General features: G+C 71.0%; 14 protein-coding genes. 3 read left to right on the forward strand and 11 right to left on the reverse strand.

The window, feature by feature from the left end; all coding sequences use genetic code 11:
- Positions 1–9: 9 nt before the first annotated feature.
- A complete protein-coding gene (locus tag ACH4U8_RS00910; protein WP_395775459.1) occupies positions 10–852 on the reverse strand; it encodes a hypothetical protein in 843 nt (280 codons plus the stop codon).
- A 296-nt stretch (positions 853–1,148) separates the two neighbouring features.
- On the opposite strand from ACH4U8_RS00910, the gene ACH4U8_RS00915 reads away from it, so the two are divergent.
- Positions 1,149–2,546, forward strand: a complete 1,398-nt coding sequence (locus ACH4U8_RS00915; RefSeq protein WP_395775460.1) for an acyl-CoA synthetase — start codon at positions 1,149–1,151, stop codon at positions 2,544–2,546.
- 66 nt (positions 2,547–2,612) lie between these two features.
- On the opposite strand, the gene ACH4U8_RS00920 is transcribed toward ACH4U8_RS00915, so the two are convergent.
- Positions 2,613–3,098: a nitroreductase/quinone reductase family protein gene (locus ACH4U8_RS00920; protein ID WP_360314412.1), complete on the reverse strand. Its 486-nt coding sequence runs from the start codon at positions 3,096–3,098 to the stop codon at positions 2,613–2,615.
- Between the two features lie 348 nt (positions 3,099–3,446).
- On the opposite strand from ACH4U8_RS00920, the gene ACH4U8_RS00925 reads away from it, so the two are divergent.
- Positions 3,447–4,172 carry an SDR family NAD(P)-dependent oxidoreductase gene (locus ACH4U8_RS00925; RefSeq protein ID WP_395775461.1) on the forward strand — a complete coding sequence of 242 codons (726 nt, stop codon included), beginning with the start codon at positions 3,447–3,449 and terminating at the stop codon, positions 4,170–4,172.
- A gap of 67 nt (positions 4,173–4,239) precedes the next feature.
- Here the strand turns inward: ACH4U8_RS00925 and ACH4U8_RS00930 are convergent, their stop codons facing one another.
- From ACH4U8_RS00930 to hpnC, 9 genes are all read right to left on the reverse strand, one after another.
- On the reverse strand, positions 4,240–5,433 hold the full coding sequence (locus ACH4U8_RS00930; RefSeq protein WP_395775462.1) for an amidohydrolase family protein: 1,194 nt from the start codon (positions 5,431–5,433) through the stop codon (positions 4,240–4,242).
- A gap of 5 nt (positions 5,434–5,438) precedes the next feature.
- Positions 5,439–6,314, reverse strand: coding sequence for an amidohydrolase family protein (locus ACH4U8_RS00935; RefSeq protein ID WP_395775463.1), 876 nt, complete (start codon positions 6,312–6,314; stop codon positions 5,439–5,441).
- Between the two features lie 86 nt (positions 6,315–6,400).
- Complete coding sequence (locus ACH4U8_RS00940; RefSeq protein WP_395775464.1) at positions 6,401–7,780, reverse strand: aspartate aminotransferase family protein; 1,380 nt, start codon at positions 7,778–7,780, stop codon at positions 6,401–6,403.
- Positions 7,761–8,390, reverse strand: coding sequence for a 1-hydroxy-2-methyl-2-butenyl 4-diphosphate reductase (locus tag ACH4U8_RS00945; protein ID WP_360314402.1), 630 nt, complete (start codon positions 8,388–8,390; stop codon positions 7,761–7,763). Before ACH4U8_RS00945 ends, ACH4U8_RS00940 begins: the two co-directional genes overlap by 20 nt.
- A 12-nt stretch (positions 8,391–8,402) precedes the next feature.
- Entirely contained in the window at positions 8,403–10,316 is a 1,914-nt protein-coding gene (shc, locus tag ACH4U8_RS00950; protein ID WP_360314400.1) for a squalene--hopene cyclase, read from the reverse strand.
- A 4-nt stretch (positions 10,317–10,320) separates the two neighbouring features.
- Complete coding sequence (locus tag ACH4U8_RS00955; RefSeq protein WP_395775465.1) at positions 10,321–11,349, reverse strand: polyprenyl synthetase family protein; 1,029 nt, start codon at positions 11,347–11,349, stop codon at positions 10,321–10,323.
- A complete protein-coding gene (gene hpnE / locus ACH4U8_RS00960) occupies positions 11,346–12,719 on the reverse strand; it encodes a hydroxysqualene dehydroxylase HpnE (RefSeq protein ID WP_379990505.1) in 1,374 nt (457 codons plus the stop codon). Before hpnE ends, ACH4U8_RS00955 begins: the two co-directional genes overlap by 4 nt.
- A gap of 89 nt (positions 12,720–12,808) precedes the next feature.
- The gene (gene hpnD, locus ACH4U8_RS00965) at positions 12,809–13,690 is read right to left on the reverse strand and encodes a presqualene diphosphate synthase HpnD (RefSeq protein ID WP_395775466.1); all 882 of its coding nucleotides are present in this window, start codon (positions 13,688–13,690) and stop codon (positions 12,809–12,811) included.
- Positions 13,691–13,700: 10 nt separating this feature from the next.
- Positions 13,701–14,600 (reverse strand): squalene synthase HpnC, encoded by a 900-nt coding sequence (gene hpnC / locus ACH4U8_RS00970; RefSeq protein WP_379990507.1) that lies wholly within the window; start codon positions 14,598–14,600, stop codon positions 13,701–13,703.
- Between the two features lie 563 nt (positions 14,601–15,163).
- Between hpnC and ACH4U8_RS00975 the strand changes: the two genes are divergently transcribed.
- Positions 15,164–15,604, forward strand: a complete 441-nt coding sequence (locus ACH4U8_RS00975; RefSeq protein ID WP_395775467.1) for a pyridoxamine 5'-phosphate oxidase family protein — start codon at positions 15,164–15,166, stop codon at positions 15,602–15,604.
- Positions 15,605–15,607: the final 3 nt, after the last annotated feature.

Below are 15,607 nucleotides of genomic sequence, written 5' to 3' on the forward strand. Positions count from 1 at the left end.
GCCCCCTTCTCAGGCGGTGCTGCCGGGGCGGGGTGTGCCGGATGTGGTGGAGCGATCGGGGATGTCGATCACCTCGGCGGCGGGCGGCGCGCTCACCTTGACCGGCACGTCGAAGTCGCCGTAGCCGACCGAGCCGCTGTTGTCGGTGTCCTTGGACACGATCAGGACCGGGTACGGCTTGCCGCCCTGGGCCTCGATGTAGATCTTGCCCTCGTCGTCCCCGGGCGGGCCGGTGAGCGGGATCATCTTGCGGCTGTCGATCGTCTCGGTGGGCAGCTTGACGCCGTCCTCGGGGAAGCTCTTCAGCGCCGCCCCCGGGTCGGCGACGGTGGTGATGTTGCGCAGGCCGCGCAGCTTCTCGCTGTTCGCGTCGCCCTTGAGCCACTTCCCGGCGAGCAGTTTGGCGGCCAGGTCGCCGTCCACGGTGCCGACCAACGAGCGGTACGCGGCTTCGTCGCCCTTGATGTACATCGCCGACTGGACCCGGCGCACCTCCAGCTTGACGCCGTTCTGCTCGATGGTGCCCTGGAAGTCCTCGCTGCCGCGGTCCACCCGCAGATCGAGCTTGACCGCCTTGCCGGCGGAGACGATGTCCGCCACCACGTGCACGGTCTTGATCCGGGCGGCGGACTGCTTGGCCCGGCGCACCAGTTCGCCGACGTCCAGGTCCTCGTTGCGGACGTTCTCGTCCAGCCCGGATCCCGCGCTCGCGGTCCCCGAAGCGGTCGACGACGGCTTCTCGATGGTGGACAACGGGCTCTGCCCGTTGCCGCACGCGGTCAGCACACCGAGCGAGACACACACCGCCAGTACGGCCGCGACCCTGCTCCCCTGCACGGGATTTCGACGCACAACCACTCCTTGCTCACCCGAAAGTCCTGCCCCTGGGACGGCCCACCCGACGAACCGGTTCCCCCGCCCCACGCTATGCGCCCGGCACCCCCTTGTCCCGGGGCAAACCCTCGGTTCCCCGGCGGAACCCGCGACGGTTGGGGACCCGCGGGCGCCCCCGGCTTCGCGCCGGTGATCCGGTGTGCGGCGGGCAGCCGGGGGCACATCGGGCCGGGCGGGTGCGAGTGGGTGGGCTCGGACCGGCGTTCGGCGCAATAGCATCGGTGGGTTGGGTCGTCGTGGTTGGAGGTTGGGTCGTGTCTGCTCTCGTCTCGGTCGACGGTGCCGTGCCGGATCGCTCCGATGCGGTCGTCGTGGCCGGGGAGGCGATGTCGCGCGAGGCGTTGTTCGGTGCGGCGACGGCGTTGGCCGATCGCATCGTGGGCGCGCCGGCCGTCGCGGTGCGCGCGGACGCGAGCCTGGGCACCGTGGTGGCCACGTTGGCCGGCCTGGTGGCGGGTGTGCCGGTGGTCCCGGTCCCGCCGGACTCGGGTCCGCTGGAGCGCGCGCACATCCTGTCCGACTCGGGTGCCGCGCTGTTGCTGGCGCCGGGGCCGTGGACGGACACCGGGCTGCCCACCGCGCCGATCGACCTCGCCGCGCGCTCGTCGAGCACGCACCCGCAGCCGGCTCCCGACACGACCGCGCTGATCCTGTACACGAGCGGCACCACGGGTGCGCCGAAGGGCGTGCTGATGCCGCACGCGGCGATCGCCGCCGGGCTGGACGGCCTGGTCGACGCGTGGGCGTGGACTCCGGACGACGTGCTCGTGCACGGCCTGCCGCTGTTCCACGTGCACGGCCTGGTCCTGGGTGTGCTGGGCGCGCTGCGGGTCGGCTCGCGTGTGATGCACACCGGCCGCCCCAAGCCGGCCGCCTACGCGCAGGCGGGCGGCAGCCTGTACTTCGGCGTGCCCACGGTGTGGTCGCGGATCGCGCAGGACCCGGAGTCGGCGCGGGCGTTGGCGGGCGCGCGGTTGCTGGTGTCCGGGAGCGCGCCGCTGCCCGTCCCGGTGTTCGGGCGACTGGCCGAACTCACCGGTCACCGGCCGATCGAGCGGTACGGCATGACCGAGACGCTGATCACGGTCAGCACCCGGGCGGACGGCGAGCGCCGACCCGGCTTCGTCGGGCTGCCGATCGCGGGTGTGCGCACCCGGCTGGTCGGCGAGGACGGCTCGGCGTGTGCGCACGACGGCGAGACGGTGGGCGAGTTGCAGATCGATTCGCCCACGCTGTTCCAGGGCTACCTGAACCGACCCGAGGCGACCGCCGAGACGCTGACCCGGGACGGCTGGTTCCGCACCGGCGACGTCGCGGTGATCGACGCCGACGGCCGGCACCGGATCGTGGGCCGGGCCGGCACCGACCTGATCAAGTCCGGCGGCTATCGGATCGGCGCGGGCGAGGTCGAAGGTGCCCTGCTGGCGCACCCGGCGGTGCGCGAGGCGGCGGTGATCGGCGTGGCGCACCCCGACCTGGGACAGGAGATCGTCGCCTTCGTGGTGCCGGACGGCGAGGTGACGGAGCGTCAGCTCATCGATCACGTCGCGACCGGGCTGTCCGCGCACAAGCGCCCCAGGCGCGTGGTCTTCGTCGCCGACCTGCCGCGCAACGCGATGGGCAAGGTGCAGAAGAAGCTGCTGACGGACTGAGCCGGGCCGGCACCGCCGGCGGGCCGCCGCTCGCTCGACGCGAACGGCGGCCGGCGTGGCGAAGGCTCAGTCGCGGCGGGCGATCAGGCTGGTCTCCGGCAGGCGCACCAGCGGAATCCGCCGCTCGGTACGGGTCTGGTAGTTGTTGTAGTAGTCACGGTCGGCGGTGAGCCCGGCCCAGGTCTTGGTGTACTCGTCGCCGTCGAGGATCTCGGCGGTGCTCCAGAACGTGGCGTGCTGCACCCGCACCAGCAGTTGCGGGTTGGCCGTGCGGTCGGACAGGTTCACGAACCAGGACGGGTGCTTGGCGGCGCCCGCGAAGGAGCCGACCACGACACGGTGACCGTTCTCGTCCGCCCAGAACGGGAGCGCGACCTTGTGCAGCTTGCCGCTCTTGCGGCCGACCGTGTGCACGAGCACGTGGTTCATCCCGGCCAGGAGCCAGACGTCGTCACCGTCCGACTGCTCCATCTGCGAAACGTGCTCCTTGGTGAAGAGAACGATCTCCTCGGGCGAGGGCTCGATGAACTCGTCGTTCTTTTGTTCCACCATGATCGTTACTCCAGGGAAGGCACATGCGGCAGTTCGGTTGCGCGACTCTAGTGCGGCCCTCGCCAACCATCAATGGCCGTCCACCGATCCGGACGTGGGCCGCGTCACGGCCGACGAAACGGCCCGCGGATGGGCTTGGCCCGGCCGACGCACAACACCGGGATCAGCCGCACGACACCGTCGGGGATCGCCCTCCCCCGTGGACCGACTCCGGGCCACCGTGTCACTCGGTGACGGATCGCACACGTGCCCGTAATCACAGCGTCGCGGGCCGGGCAGGATCGGTGCACCGCTCGTAGGATCGCGGCACATCGGCGGCGAACGGACGCGGGGGGGGCGGCAACAGCCATGGATACAAGGCGATGTGTGCTGGTCAGCGGTGGGGGCAGCGGGATCGGCCGGGCCGTTGCCCGTCGATTCGCCGCCCGGGGCGACCACGTGACGGTGCTGGGTCGGCGGCCGGAGCCGATCGCCGCCGTCGCCGAGGAAATCGGCGGCACCGCCCTCGTCGTCGACCTGACGGACCCTCAGGCGGTGGAACGGGCCTGCGCGTTGCTGCCCGCGCGGGTGGACGTCCTGGTCAACAACGCCGGGCAGCGGATGCCGTTGCCCACCGAGCCGGGCCTGGCCGCGGTCGCCGACCACTGGCGGCGGATGTACGACCACATCGTGTTGCCCACGGTGCTGCTCACCGAGGCCCTGCTCCCCCGGCTGGCCCGCCCCGGCGGCCGGATCGTGTCCATCGGGTCGACCGCGGGACTGCGCGGGAACAACGCGTACGGCGCCGCCAAGGCCGCCGTGCACGCCTGGAACCACACCCTGGCGGCCCGGGTCGGCCCCGAGGGCATCACCGCCAACGTGGTCGTGCCGGGCTACATCGCCGACACCGAATTCGCCTTCGACATGGTCCAGGATGCCGCCGAGCACGAACGGCGTGCGGCGGCCACCCTGGTCAAGCGGGTCGGTCGGGCCGAGGACATCGCCGCCGCCGTGACCTTCGTGGCCTCCCCCGAATCCGGCTTCATGACCGGCGAGTTCGTCAACGTCAACGGCGGCCACGTGTTGGGCCGCTGACCGCCGGCGCCGGCGGGCCCCGCCCGCACCGCGGCGAGGCCCACCGCGAACCGGCCATGACGGGCCGTCAGGGTCGGGTGAAGGCAGGGCTGTTGCTCTCCTTGGGCAACTCCGCCAGCGGCTCGGCGAGTTCCGCGTGGGTCGGCCCGACCTCGGCCGCCAGCGCGTCCAACGCGGTCAGGTCGAAGCCGTACAGCGTCGCCGCGTTCCCGGCCAGGATCGCCCGCAGTTCGGCCGACGAGGCGTCGTGGAAGGAACGGCGCAGCGCCTCGCGCGTGTACGGATAAGTGCCCTCGTCGTGCGGATAGTCCGCGCCCCACATGTAGCGGTCGATGCCCAGTTCGTGCCGCGCCTGTGCCTCGACGGGCGAGGGGAAGCTCGCGCCCACCCAGCAGTTCCGGGCGAAGTACGCGCTCGGCGGCTCCGGCAGCCGATCCGCCTCGGTGTACTTGAGTTCACCGATGCGACCGCTCGCCATCTGCGCGTGGTAGCCGTCCAACTGCCGCAACACCGGCGGGATCCAGGCCGCGCCCTGCTCGGTGATCGCGAACTTGAGCCGGGGGAAACGCGCGAACGCCCCGGACAACAACATGTGGGTCAGCGGTCGACGGGAGAACAACGTCGCCTCGGCGATCCACAGGAAGGTGGACGCCGGGTAGGCGCCGTAGTCCGGGCTGCCCGATCCACCGTGGTTGACCACCGCCAACTCCAGGTCCTGGCACACCTCCCAGAGCCGGTCCCACTCCGGTGCGTACAGCGGCAGGATGCCGCTCACGTCCGGCGGCGTGGTCGGGATCAGGATGCCCGCGAGGCCGTTCTCCTTGGCCCAGACCGCCTCCGCGACCGCGTCGTCGACGTTGTTCAGGAACACCTGGGCCAACCCGGCCCGGCGCACCGCGTTCGCCCCGCCGCACCACTGCGCCAGCCAGCGGTTGTGTGCCCGGATCCCGGCCAGCCGGCGGGCGTAGGAGTCCTTCGACGGGGGACGGGCGAGCAGTTGCCCGGTCGGGAAGAACGGCGGCACCGTGTTGGGAAACACCACCTCCGCGACGATCCCGTCCGCGGCCAACTCGGCGATCCGTCGGTCGTCGTCCCAGTTGCGGGTGCGCCGATCGCCCTGGAGGTCCCGGAACGGATTGCGATACCGCTCCCGCCAGTCGTCGAACTCCGCGCGCCAGGACGGGTCCAGGAATTCGCGGTAGGTGTCCATGCCGGCGCCGGCATGGCCGTCCGCCGAGATGATCGTGTGGCGTTCGGACACGGTGGTCACTCCTCTCCCAGCTTGAACACCCGCATGGCGTTCTCGCGCAGAAACTTCGCGCGCACCTCGGGCTTGAACGGGACGTCCGGCAACTCGCGGAAGATGCGCTCCAGGGACAGGCCCATCGGGTAGTAGCCCGCGTACATCACCTTGTCCGCGCCACGCGTGTTCGCGTAGTCGACGATCGCCTTGGGGTAGTACCTGGGCGCGAACGCCGACGTCATGTAGTACAGCCCGGGCCACTTGAGCATCAGCTTGACCGCGAGGTCCTCCCACGGCTCCGCGCCGTGCCGCATCACGATCCGCAACTCCGGGAAGTCGTAACAGACCTGGTCGAAGTGCATGACGTCCTGGCACGCGGACGGCACCCGCGGTCCGGCGATGCCCGCGTTGGCGACGATCGGCAGGTCCAGGTCGATGCAGGTCTGGTAGATCGGGTAGTAGCGCCGATCGCTCACCGGCACCTGCGGGTTGCAGCCCGCCGGGAAGGTGGTCACCGCGACGATGCGGTGCTCCAGGTACGCCTGCCGGATCCGGCGGACGGTCGTGGTGATGTCGTTCGGGTCCACCTCCAGCGTGGGCCGAAAGCGCTTCGGGTGCTCGGCGATCGCGCGCAGCGCGGTCTCGCTCAGGCCGACCAGGCCGATCTCGACGCCGCACGCGTCCATCTGCCCGAGCGTCACCTCGATCGGATCGACCCCCTCGGCCAGCCGATTCGGCACGCCCTTGAACATGTACTCGGCGGGGAACTCCATCTCGCCGCTCTCCGCGTCGCGCAGTTGCGGCTTGAGGAAGTCGTAGTGGCTCTTGGCCTGTGCGCTCGGGAAGCCGATCATCAAATCGATCGCCCCCGGTCCGGCCGCGGACCCGACAGCGGACATGGCAAACCCCCTGCACCATCAAAGTTGATTGACTCCATCAACTTAACAGCAGCAGGGGGATCCAGCCAGAGCCGATTCGTGGCGCCTCAGCGGTTGGTCATCGCCTGCTTGATCAGGGTGCGGCCGAAGTCCCACATCAGCCCGGTGCCCTTGTGCGCGTCGTCCATCACGTCCACGAAGCCCGCGACGAAGTGCTCCACGTCCGCCGGCCCGATCACATAGGGCGGCAGCAGCTTGATCACGTCCATGTGGTCGCCCGCGACCTGGGTCAGCACCCGGTGCCGCTGGAACATCGGCACCACCACCATCTGCGCGAACAACCCGTGCCGGGCCGCCTGCAACGCCGTCCACCCGGCGCGCAGCTTGAGCGAGCGCGGCTTGCCGAACTCCAGGCCGATCATCAAGCCGCGTCCGCGCACCTCGGCGAACAGCTCGTACTTGTCGATCAGCGGGGTCAGCCCGGCCACGAACGCATCGCCCATCCGCGCGCTGTTGCCGATCAGGTCCTCGTCGTCGAGCACCGCCAGGGTGGCCAGGCCCGCCGCCATCGCCTGGTTGTTGCCGCCGAACGTGCAGTCGTGCACGAGCACGCGGTCCATCGTCGAATAGACCTTCTTGAACACCCAGTCCCGGGTCAGCGTCGCGCCGATCGGCACGTAGCCACCCGACAGCGCCTTGGCGACCGTGACGATGTCCGGCTCGACGCCGTCCTCCCACTGGTACGCGAAGAACCGGCCGGTGCGGCCCATCCCGGTCTGCACCTCGTCGGCGATCAACAACGCGCCGTGCTCGCGCAACAACTTCTGCGCGGCGGCCAGCCAGCCGGGCGGCGGCGCGAGCACACCCTTGCCCAGGATCGGCTCGATGATCAGCGCCGCGACGTCACCACGCTTCAACTCCCGGGCCAGCGCGTCCAGATCGCCCAGCGCGATGCCCACGTCCGGCAGCAGCGGTTCGAAGCCCTTGCGGAACTCGGCCGCGCCGTTGACCGACAACGCGCCGGTGGTCAGCCCGTGGAAGGCGTGGTCGATGTAGACGATCCGGCGCCGCCCGGTGGCGAAGCGGGCGAACTTCAGCGCGGCCTCGACCGCCTCGGTGCCGCTGTTGCAGAAGTACACCCGGTCCATCCCGGGCGCCCGGGCCAGCAGCCGGTCCGCCAACGCGGCGGCCAGCGGCGGCGTGTGGAAGTGCACGATGTCCGGCAGATCCAGGGCGATCACGTCCTGCATCGCCTTGCGCACCACCGGGTGGTGCCGGCCCACCCCGTAGGTGCCGAACCCGGACAGGAAGTCCAGGTAGCGATCGCCCTTGTCGTCGTACAGGTACGGCCCCTGGGCCCGGACGTAGTCGCGGTCCATGCCGATGGTCCGCAGCACGCGCGGGAGTTGCGGGTTGAGGTGCTTCGCGTGCAGCTCGAAGCCGCGGTCCGCGTACGCCTCGTACGTCTCACCCAGATCGAACGTCATCGCCCGCCGTACCTCCTGACTTGGTTCGCTCGTCGTTGGCCCAGTCAAGCAGGGCCGGGGTCGCGTGGCGCAACGTGCGGAACGCCTTGAACCCGTCCACCAGCAGGCGCGGCCGGAGCAGTTCCCGCTCCGGGGTGTCGGTGATCACCCGGACCACCCCGGCCGGCCGATCGCCCGCCGCCGCGAGCAGGTACACCGACTCCATGTCGGCCGCCAGCACCCCGCGTTCGCGCAACGCCTGCCGCGCCGGGCCCTTGACCACCCGGTCCACCGTCTCGATCGGACCGTGATGCAGCCTCAGCTTCGGCGAGACCCGGTGCATCCACTCCAACAACAGTTCGGAGGAGGGCAGTTCGACCACCGTGCCGTCCGCGCCGCGCACCTCGGAGGCGACCACCACGTCACCCACGCCGACCCCCTCGCCCACGCCCGCGCCGAATCCGGCGACCGCGAGCGCGCCGTATTCCCGGGCCGGGAGCGCGGACAGGGCCCGCGCCCGGGCACGGGCCTTGTCCGCCCCCATGCCCGCGCGCACCACCCGCACGTCGAACGCGCCCATCAGCCCCGCCTCGACCGCGCGCATCTCGATCCGCAGCGGGGTGACCACCATCAGGGGCATCGTTCAGCCCGTCGTCTTGGCGTACCGACCGAGCGCCATCACGGGGAAGACGAGCCGGTACATGTGGTACTTGATGTAGAAGTCGCCGGGGAAGCCGGTGCCGGTGAACTGCGGCTCGTCCCACCCGCCCAGCGCGTTCTGATGGTCGGTCAACCAGTCGATGCCACGCTGCGCGACCTCGCCGAACTCGCCCGCCGCGTGCAGCGCCAGCAGCGCCCACGCGGTCTGCGACGCGGTGGACTCGCCGCGCCCGGACCAGGTCTCGGCCAGATCGTAGCTGCGCAGATCCTCGCCCCAGCCGCCGTCCGGATTCTGCCGGAGCTCCAGCCAGCGCACCGCGCGCCGGATCGCGGCATGCCGCGGATCGACTCCGGCCGTCACCAGCGCCGGCACCACCGCGCCGGTGCCGTAGACGTAGTTCGCGCCCCAGCGGCCGAACCAGGAGCCGTCGCTTTCCTGATGCTCCATCAACCACTTGACGCCGTCCGCGACATACGAGCTGTAGCGGGCGCCGCCGTCGGCGAGCATCTCCACGATGTGCGCGGTGACGTCGGCCGAGGGCGGGTCGGTGACCGCGCCGAAATCGCTGAACGGCAGCTTGAGCGGCAGAATGCTGACGTTGTCCGCGTCGAACGCCCCCCACCCGCCGTCCTTGCTGCGCATCCCGGCCGTCCACCGCTCGGCCCGGTCCAGCACCGCGTCCTTGCGCGCGCCGTCCGGGTGGTCGGTGTAGCGCAGGGCCATCACGATCTCGGCGGTGTCGTCCGTGTCCGGGTACCAGTCGTTGGCGAACTCGAAGGCCCAGCCGCCCGGTTCCAGGTCCGGCCGCTGCACCGCCCAGTCCCCGACCTCGCGGATCTCCTCGTCCATCAGCCACCCGGCGGCCTTGACCACGCGCGGGTCGGACGCCGGAACTCCCGCGTCCCGCAGGGCGACCAGGGTCAACCCGGTGTCCCACACCGGCGACTGGCACGCCTCGAACCTGCGGCGCGGCAGGCCGTCCTCGTCGGTGTCCACGATGGTGAACCCGTCCAGGCCCTTGATGCCCTGGGCCATCACCGGGTGGTTGAGCGGATAGCCCATCAGCCGCAGCGCGATCAGCGAGTAGACCCACGGCGGCTGGATCCCGCCCCAGCCGCCGTCCGCCTCCTGGCGCTGCACGATCCACTGCGCGGCCTTGCGCCGGGCCGCCTGCCGGAACGGCTTGAACGGCACCTTGTGGTACTGGTGCAGCACCGCGTCGAGCGCCCGGAAGACCTTGGACCACGGATCGTCGGCGGCGGGCCGGCCCCGCACCGCGGCGCTCGGGCGCAACTCGGCCAGGTCGAACGGCGCGGGCCGCACCGGGCGCATCGAGCTGACGATGGTCAGCGGCACGATGGTCTGCCGGGCCCAGCAGGCGAAGTCGTAGACGTTGAGCGGAAACCACTTGGGCAGGTGGATGATCTCCGGCGGCAACACCGGCAGGTCGTCCCAGGACCACCAGCCGAAGAAGGCCAGCCAGAACCGGGTGAACACCCGGGTGTTGGCGATGCCGCCGCCGTCGCGGATGAAGGCGGCGGCGGCGGCCATGTGCTTGGCGTCCGGGTCGTCGCCGGCCAACTTGAGCGCGACGTACGCCTCGACGGTCACCGAGAGGTCGGCGGGACCGCCGAAGAAGGTCGCCCAGGTGCCGTCCGAGCGCTGGTTCGCGCGGATCCACCGGGCGCCGGCCGCGGTCTGCTCCTCGGTACGGATGCCCAGGAACTCCCGGAAGAGCAGATCCTCCGCGTCCATCGTGACGTTGGTCTCCAGCTCCCCCTTCCACCAGCCCGCATCGTCCTGAAGCTCCATCAGGTGGGCGACGGCCCGGTCCAGCGCGCCTTGGAGCCTGTCGTCGTGGACGTCGCCGATTCCCGGCTGGTCGAGCACTGTCATCTCTTCACAACTCCCGAGTGGTGGTGAAGGCCGCGAGTGAGGTCAGGTCCGTGTAGGTACCTTGCGGGACGTCCAGGGAATCCAGGCAGGCCATCGCCTGCTCCAGGTGCCGGGCCGCCTCGGTCTCGGTACGGGCACGTCCGCCCGCCTCCTCGACCAGGCGGGCGGCCAGGGCCAGTCCCTCCTCGTTGCGCGGTCCCTCGTCCGTGTAGATGCGCGCCAGCTCGCGTCCGGCGGTCGTGTCGCCGGAGAGGGCGGCGACGACCGGGACGGACTTCTTGCGCCGGCGCAGGTCGTTCCAGGCGGGTTTGCCGGTCACCTCGGGTCGCCCCCAGATGCCCAGCAGGTCGTCCACCGCCTGGAAGGCGACGCCGAGGTAATGCCCGAAGCCGTGGAGCGCCTGCACGGTGCGCTCGTCGGCGCCCGCAAGGGCCGCCCCGATCGCCGACGAGCAGGCCAGCAGGGCCCCGGTCTTGTTGCCCGCCATGGTCAGGCACTCCTCGACGGTGACGTCGAGTCGGGCCTCGAAGGACAGGTCTTGGGACTGCCCGTCGATCAACCTGGCGGTGGCCTCGGTGAGCAGGCGGGCGGCCCGATCGCCGTCCGCGTCGTCGGCGTCCATCAGGACCTGTTCGGCCAGCACGAGCAGGCCGTCGCCGGCCAGCACGGCCAGACCCGGGCCGAAGACCTTCCACGCGGTGGGCCGATGCCGGCGTTCCTCGTCGCCGTCCATCAGGTCGTCGTGGATCAGCGAGAAGTTGTGCACCAGTTCGACCGCGACGGCGCCGGGCACACCCACCCTGGTGGACGCGCCGACCGCCTCGGCGGAGAGCAGCGCGAGTGCGGGGCGCAGTGCCTTGCCACTGTTGCCGGGCAGCTCGCGACCGGCCTCGTCGGCCCACCCCATGTGGTACGCGGCCACCCGGGCCAGCGGTGGTTCGAGTCGGGCCGTCGCGACCCGCAGCGCGGGGCGACTCGCCTCGCGCGCGCGATCGAGCACGGCGGGGGCGATCGATGCGTCGGCGAGCGTCATAGCGGCGTCGTCCTCTCCGGAATGGCACGGGTTCGGCCGAGATACGGGAGGGCCTCGTGGGCGGCGGAAAGGCCGCTGCGCACGGCACCCTCCATCGTCGCGGGCCATCCGGTGGCGGTCCACGCCCCGGCGAGGGCGAGACCGGGGAGCGCGGTCCGGGGGCCGGGACGAAGCCGGCCCGAACCTGGGGCGGGACGAAAGGTCGCGGCGCGTTCCTTGGTCACCACGAACCGCTCGACCCGGGCATCCCGGGCCGAGGGCAGCACGCGCGCCAGCTCCGGAACGAACCTATCCCGCAGTTGCGCACTCGTCAGGTCGATTTCCCGACCCGCCGCGGACAGCGACACCGCCACGTAGCGGCCCGCCGCCAGACCGTGACCGGCACTGCGGTCGAACATCCACTGCACCGGGCCGCCGATGCCCGCGGCGAGCGGGACGTCCAGCACCGGCCGGTCGTAGACCACGTGCAGGTTCACGATCGGCGAGGTGCCCAGCCCGGCGAGCAGGGTCGGGTCGGCGGGCATGTCGCCCAGCAGCAGGGCGCCCGGGGGCAACAACCTGGCCGCGTCGTAGTGCGGCACCGCCAGCACCACCGCGTCCGCCTCGAAACGTTCGCCGCCCGCCACTATCGAGAAGCCGCCGGCGCCGATGTCGAGCGTGTCCACCCGGGTGCGCAGGTGTGTGCGCACGCCCGCGCGCGCCAGCGCGCGAGTCGCGGCGTCGCCGTGCAGTTCCTGGAGCGGGACCAGGCTCCAGCCGATGTCGGCGCCGTCGTTGCGGTCGAGCACGCCGGTGCGGAAGACCTTGACCGCCATCGCGAGCGACGCCTCGGTCGCGGGCAGGTTGAGCGTGGCGATGCCGATCAGGTCCCACATCGCCTCGCGCTCGCGGGCGGTGACGCCGAAGCGGTCCAGCCAGGCGGCGAAGGTGAGCTCGTCCAGAGCCGGGTCGGCCGGATCCAGCTTGCGCAGGGCGAGCGCGGCGCGGCCCACCCGGGCCCGGCCGGCCATGGTCAACAGCGGGTAGCGGGCCAGCGCGGAGGACAGGTGCAGCGGGGCGGGCAGGGCGGAGCGGCGCAGCCGGGTGCGGGTGCCCCAGGGGGTGCGCACCGGGACGTCCATCCGAGGTTGCAGGTAGACCTTGTCGGCGCTGCCGATCCGCTCCAGGAAGGAGATGTACTCGGTACAGCAGCGCAGGAAGACGTGTTGCCCGTTGTCGAGCCACATGTCGTCACGGCGCAGCGAGAACGTCGCGCCGCCCAGTCTGGGCCGGCCTTCCAGGAGGGTGACCTCGACGCCGGTGTCGGCGGCGGCCAGCGCGGCGGTGATACCCGCCAGACCGCCACCGATCACCACCATGCGTGCGCTCATGCCTTGCTCCGTACCCACGTGATCAATCCCTGTACCGGCCCCTGCGGCCGGCTTGCCGAGCCGGCCCCGGGCCGGTCATCGATCGACGTTCACCGCCTGCGCGCCAGCAGCGAGTGCGCACCGACCGGCAGGCCGGCGAGTGCGCGTGTGGCGATCTCGGCCTTCTCCCAGTTCGGGAGGGAGAGCCGACCTATCAGCACCTGGCCGGGTTCCTCCACGATTCTGGTCAGCAGTCGGCGGTAGATGCCCGCCATCGCACCGGTGCTGGCGGCGCTGCGCCGGTCGAGCAGCGGGAGCAGGGTCAGTCCCCGCTCGAAGAGTTGCTCGGCGCGGGCGCCCTCGAAGCGGACCAGATCCTCGAACGCGGCGCTCTGGGTGAAGCGCCCGTCCTTGTGCCACGCCTCTTCGAGGCCGAACTTGGCCAGGTCCTCGCGCGGCAGGTAGACCCGGCCGTTGTCCTTGTCCTCCTTGATGTCGCGGAGGATGTTGGTGATCTGCAACGCGATGCCGAGGGTATCCGCGAGGTCGGGCGCGTGCAGCGAGTCGCGCGAGCCGAAGATGCCCAGCGAGAGTCGGCCCACGGTGCCGGCGACGCAGCGACAGTAGACCCGCAGCTCGTCGAAGGTCTCGTACTCGGTCTCGCGCACGTCCATCTCGACGCCGTCGATCAGCTCGTCGAGCGCGGCCAGCGGGATCGGGAATCGGGTCGCGGCGTCGGCGAGCGCGACCGCGACCGGATCCCGATCCGCGCTCAGGTCCTTGAGCTGCTTGCGCATCCGGGCCAGCTCGGCGATCTTGCGATCCGCGGGCAGATCGCCGTCGCCGATGTCGTCGATCTCTCGCGCGAAGGCGTACACGGCGCTGAGCGCGAGGCGCTTGGGCTCGGGCAGCAGCCTGATGCCGTAGTAGAAGTTGCGGGCCTGATTGCGGGTCAGGCGCTCGCAGTACGCATACGAAGCGTCGACGTCCATGGTTCCCCTTTTACCTCTTTCGTACCAGTACGCCGGACAGCTCACGCAGCAGGGTGGCCTTCCGGGGCTTCGCCCGGTGGGCCAGGACGTCGAAACCGGCGTCCTTGATCGCGGCCACGGCCGCTCGTCCACCGGCCACGAACCCGGCGATCGCGAGGCGCTCGCGCCCTCGCAGTGTCCGTGCGAGCGGTGCGCCGCAGCGCAACAACCGCGTCGCGCGGTGTGTCTCGTAGGCGATCAGTCGCCGCACCGCGGGGGTGGCGGTCGGTGCCGCCAGGTCCGCCTCGGTGACGCCGAACCGGTCCAGGTCCTCCTTGGGGAGGTAGATCCGGTCGCGTTCGAGATCCTCGGCGACGTCCTGGAGGTGCTCGACGATCTGCAGCGCGGTGCAGATCTCGTCGGAGCGGGCCACGCGTTCCTCGGTGGCGCGCCCGAAGACGTGCAGCACGAGCCGGCCGACGGGGTTCGCGGACAGCGCGCAGTAGGCGGCGAGTTCGTCGTACGTCGCGTAGCGGCGCACCACCTGGTCCTGCCGGTTGGCCTCGATCAGGCCCAGGAACGGTTCGATCGGCAGGTCGAGTTCGCGCACGCTCGGTTGCAGCCGGCGCAGCACCTCCAGCTCGGGGGTGCCGGTGAACACGCGGCGCAGGTCGCCCTCGAAGGCGTCGAGCTGGGCGACCCGGTCCCCCTCCGCCTCGTCGCCGATGTCGTCCACCAGGCGGGCGAAGCCGTAGACGGCGAGCAGGTGGCGCCGGTGGTCGGGACGCAGGATCCCCATCGCCACGGGAAAGTTCTCGTGGCCGGCCTGGCGCATGACCACGTCCGGGTCGATGACCGAGGCGTCGATGCCCGCCGTGTCCTCGTCGCCGGCGCCGGTTGTGCGCTCTGGACCGCGGGAATCACTCCCCATATCTCTCCCTGGGCCCCCGAAAACATTCCCAACATTACAGTTGGCCAGGAATTCGTGCCGTCCCGGTCGGTCTGACGGTTCAGCTTGCCCGATCGAAGTCGGATCGATCAAGCACCGAGAACACGCGTGTCATAGCTCACCCGGACTTTTCCTTCGCGAAACACTTTTGTTATCACTGCGCGCCTCTCGCGGACCCCCGCCGATCCCCGTACCACTCAGGACGTCCGGCATGCCCGGGCGGTTTCCGGGCACCTGAGGAGGTTTCGTCTCCCGATCCCCTCCCTGCGGAGTAGTACGGAGTTCCGCCTTCCGCATGAGGAGTACGGCGATTATCCGTGCGCAATGGACCAAGTGGGGTCGATAAAGCGAGTGGCCGGCGAAATGTTGATCAACTTTCCGGATTTGCGGAATACCCGGAGGATAGCGGTGCGCGCCGACACGCCGCCGTACACCGAATCGATACCCGAATGCGCGGGCCCGGTCGACCCCGGTCGCCTAACGGTCCACACATCCGGGACTTTGGCCCCTGCTCGGGCCGGCCGCGCGCGGGCACCCTGGGGGGCATGCCGCACGACACGAACCGAGATGCCCGGGCGTCGCAGCAGCTCGCGCCCGCGGACGCGCTGGCCCTGATGGCCTCGGTGGCGATCGGTCGGGTCGTGTTCAGCCTGGCCGCGCTGCCCGCGATCGTGCCGGTGCACTTCCGCTTCGACCGCGGCACGCTCGTCTTCCGGCTGGTCGGCGACGAACGGGTGCGCGCGGCGCTGCACGACTGTGTGTGCGCGTTCGAGGCCGACGCCTACGACCGGCGCGAGCGCAGCGGCTGGACGGTCACCGTCACCGGCCGGGCGCACTGCGTGCCGGACACGGACGAGGCCGGTCGCCCGGCCCGGGTGCCGCCCCGGGGGTGGGACTCGGGCGAGCCGCGACACTTCTTCCGGATCACCCCGGAGGTGGTCGTCGGGCGCCTGCTCCACGACACCGGGCGACCGCTGCCGGTCTGAGCC

Origin of the sequence: Embleya sp. NPDC020886 (assembly GCF_044333915.1) — a bacterium.
Taxonomy (GTDB): domain Bacteria; phylum Actinomycetota; class Actinomycetes; order Streptomycetales; family Streptomycetaceae; genus Embleya.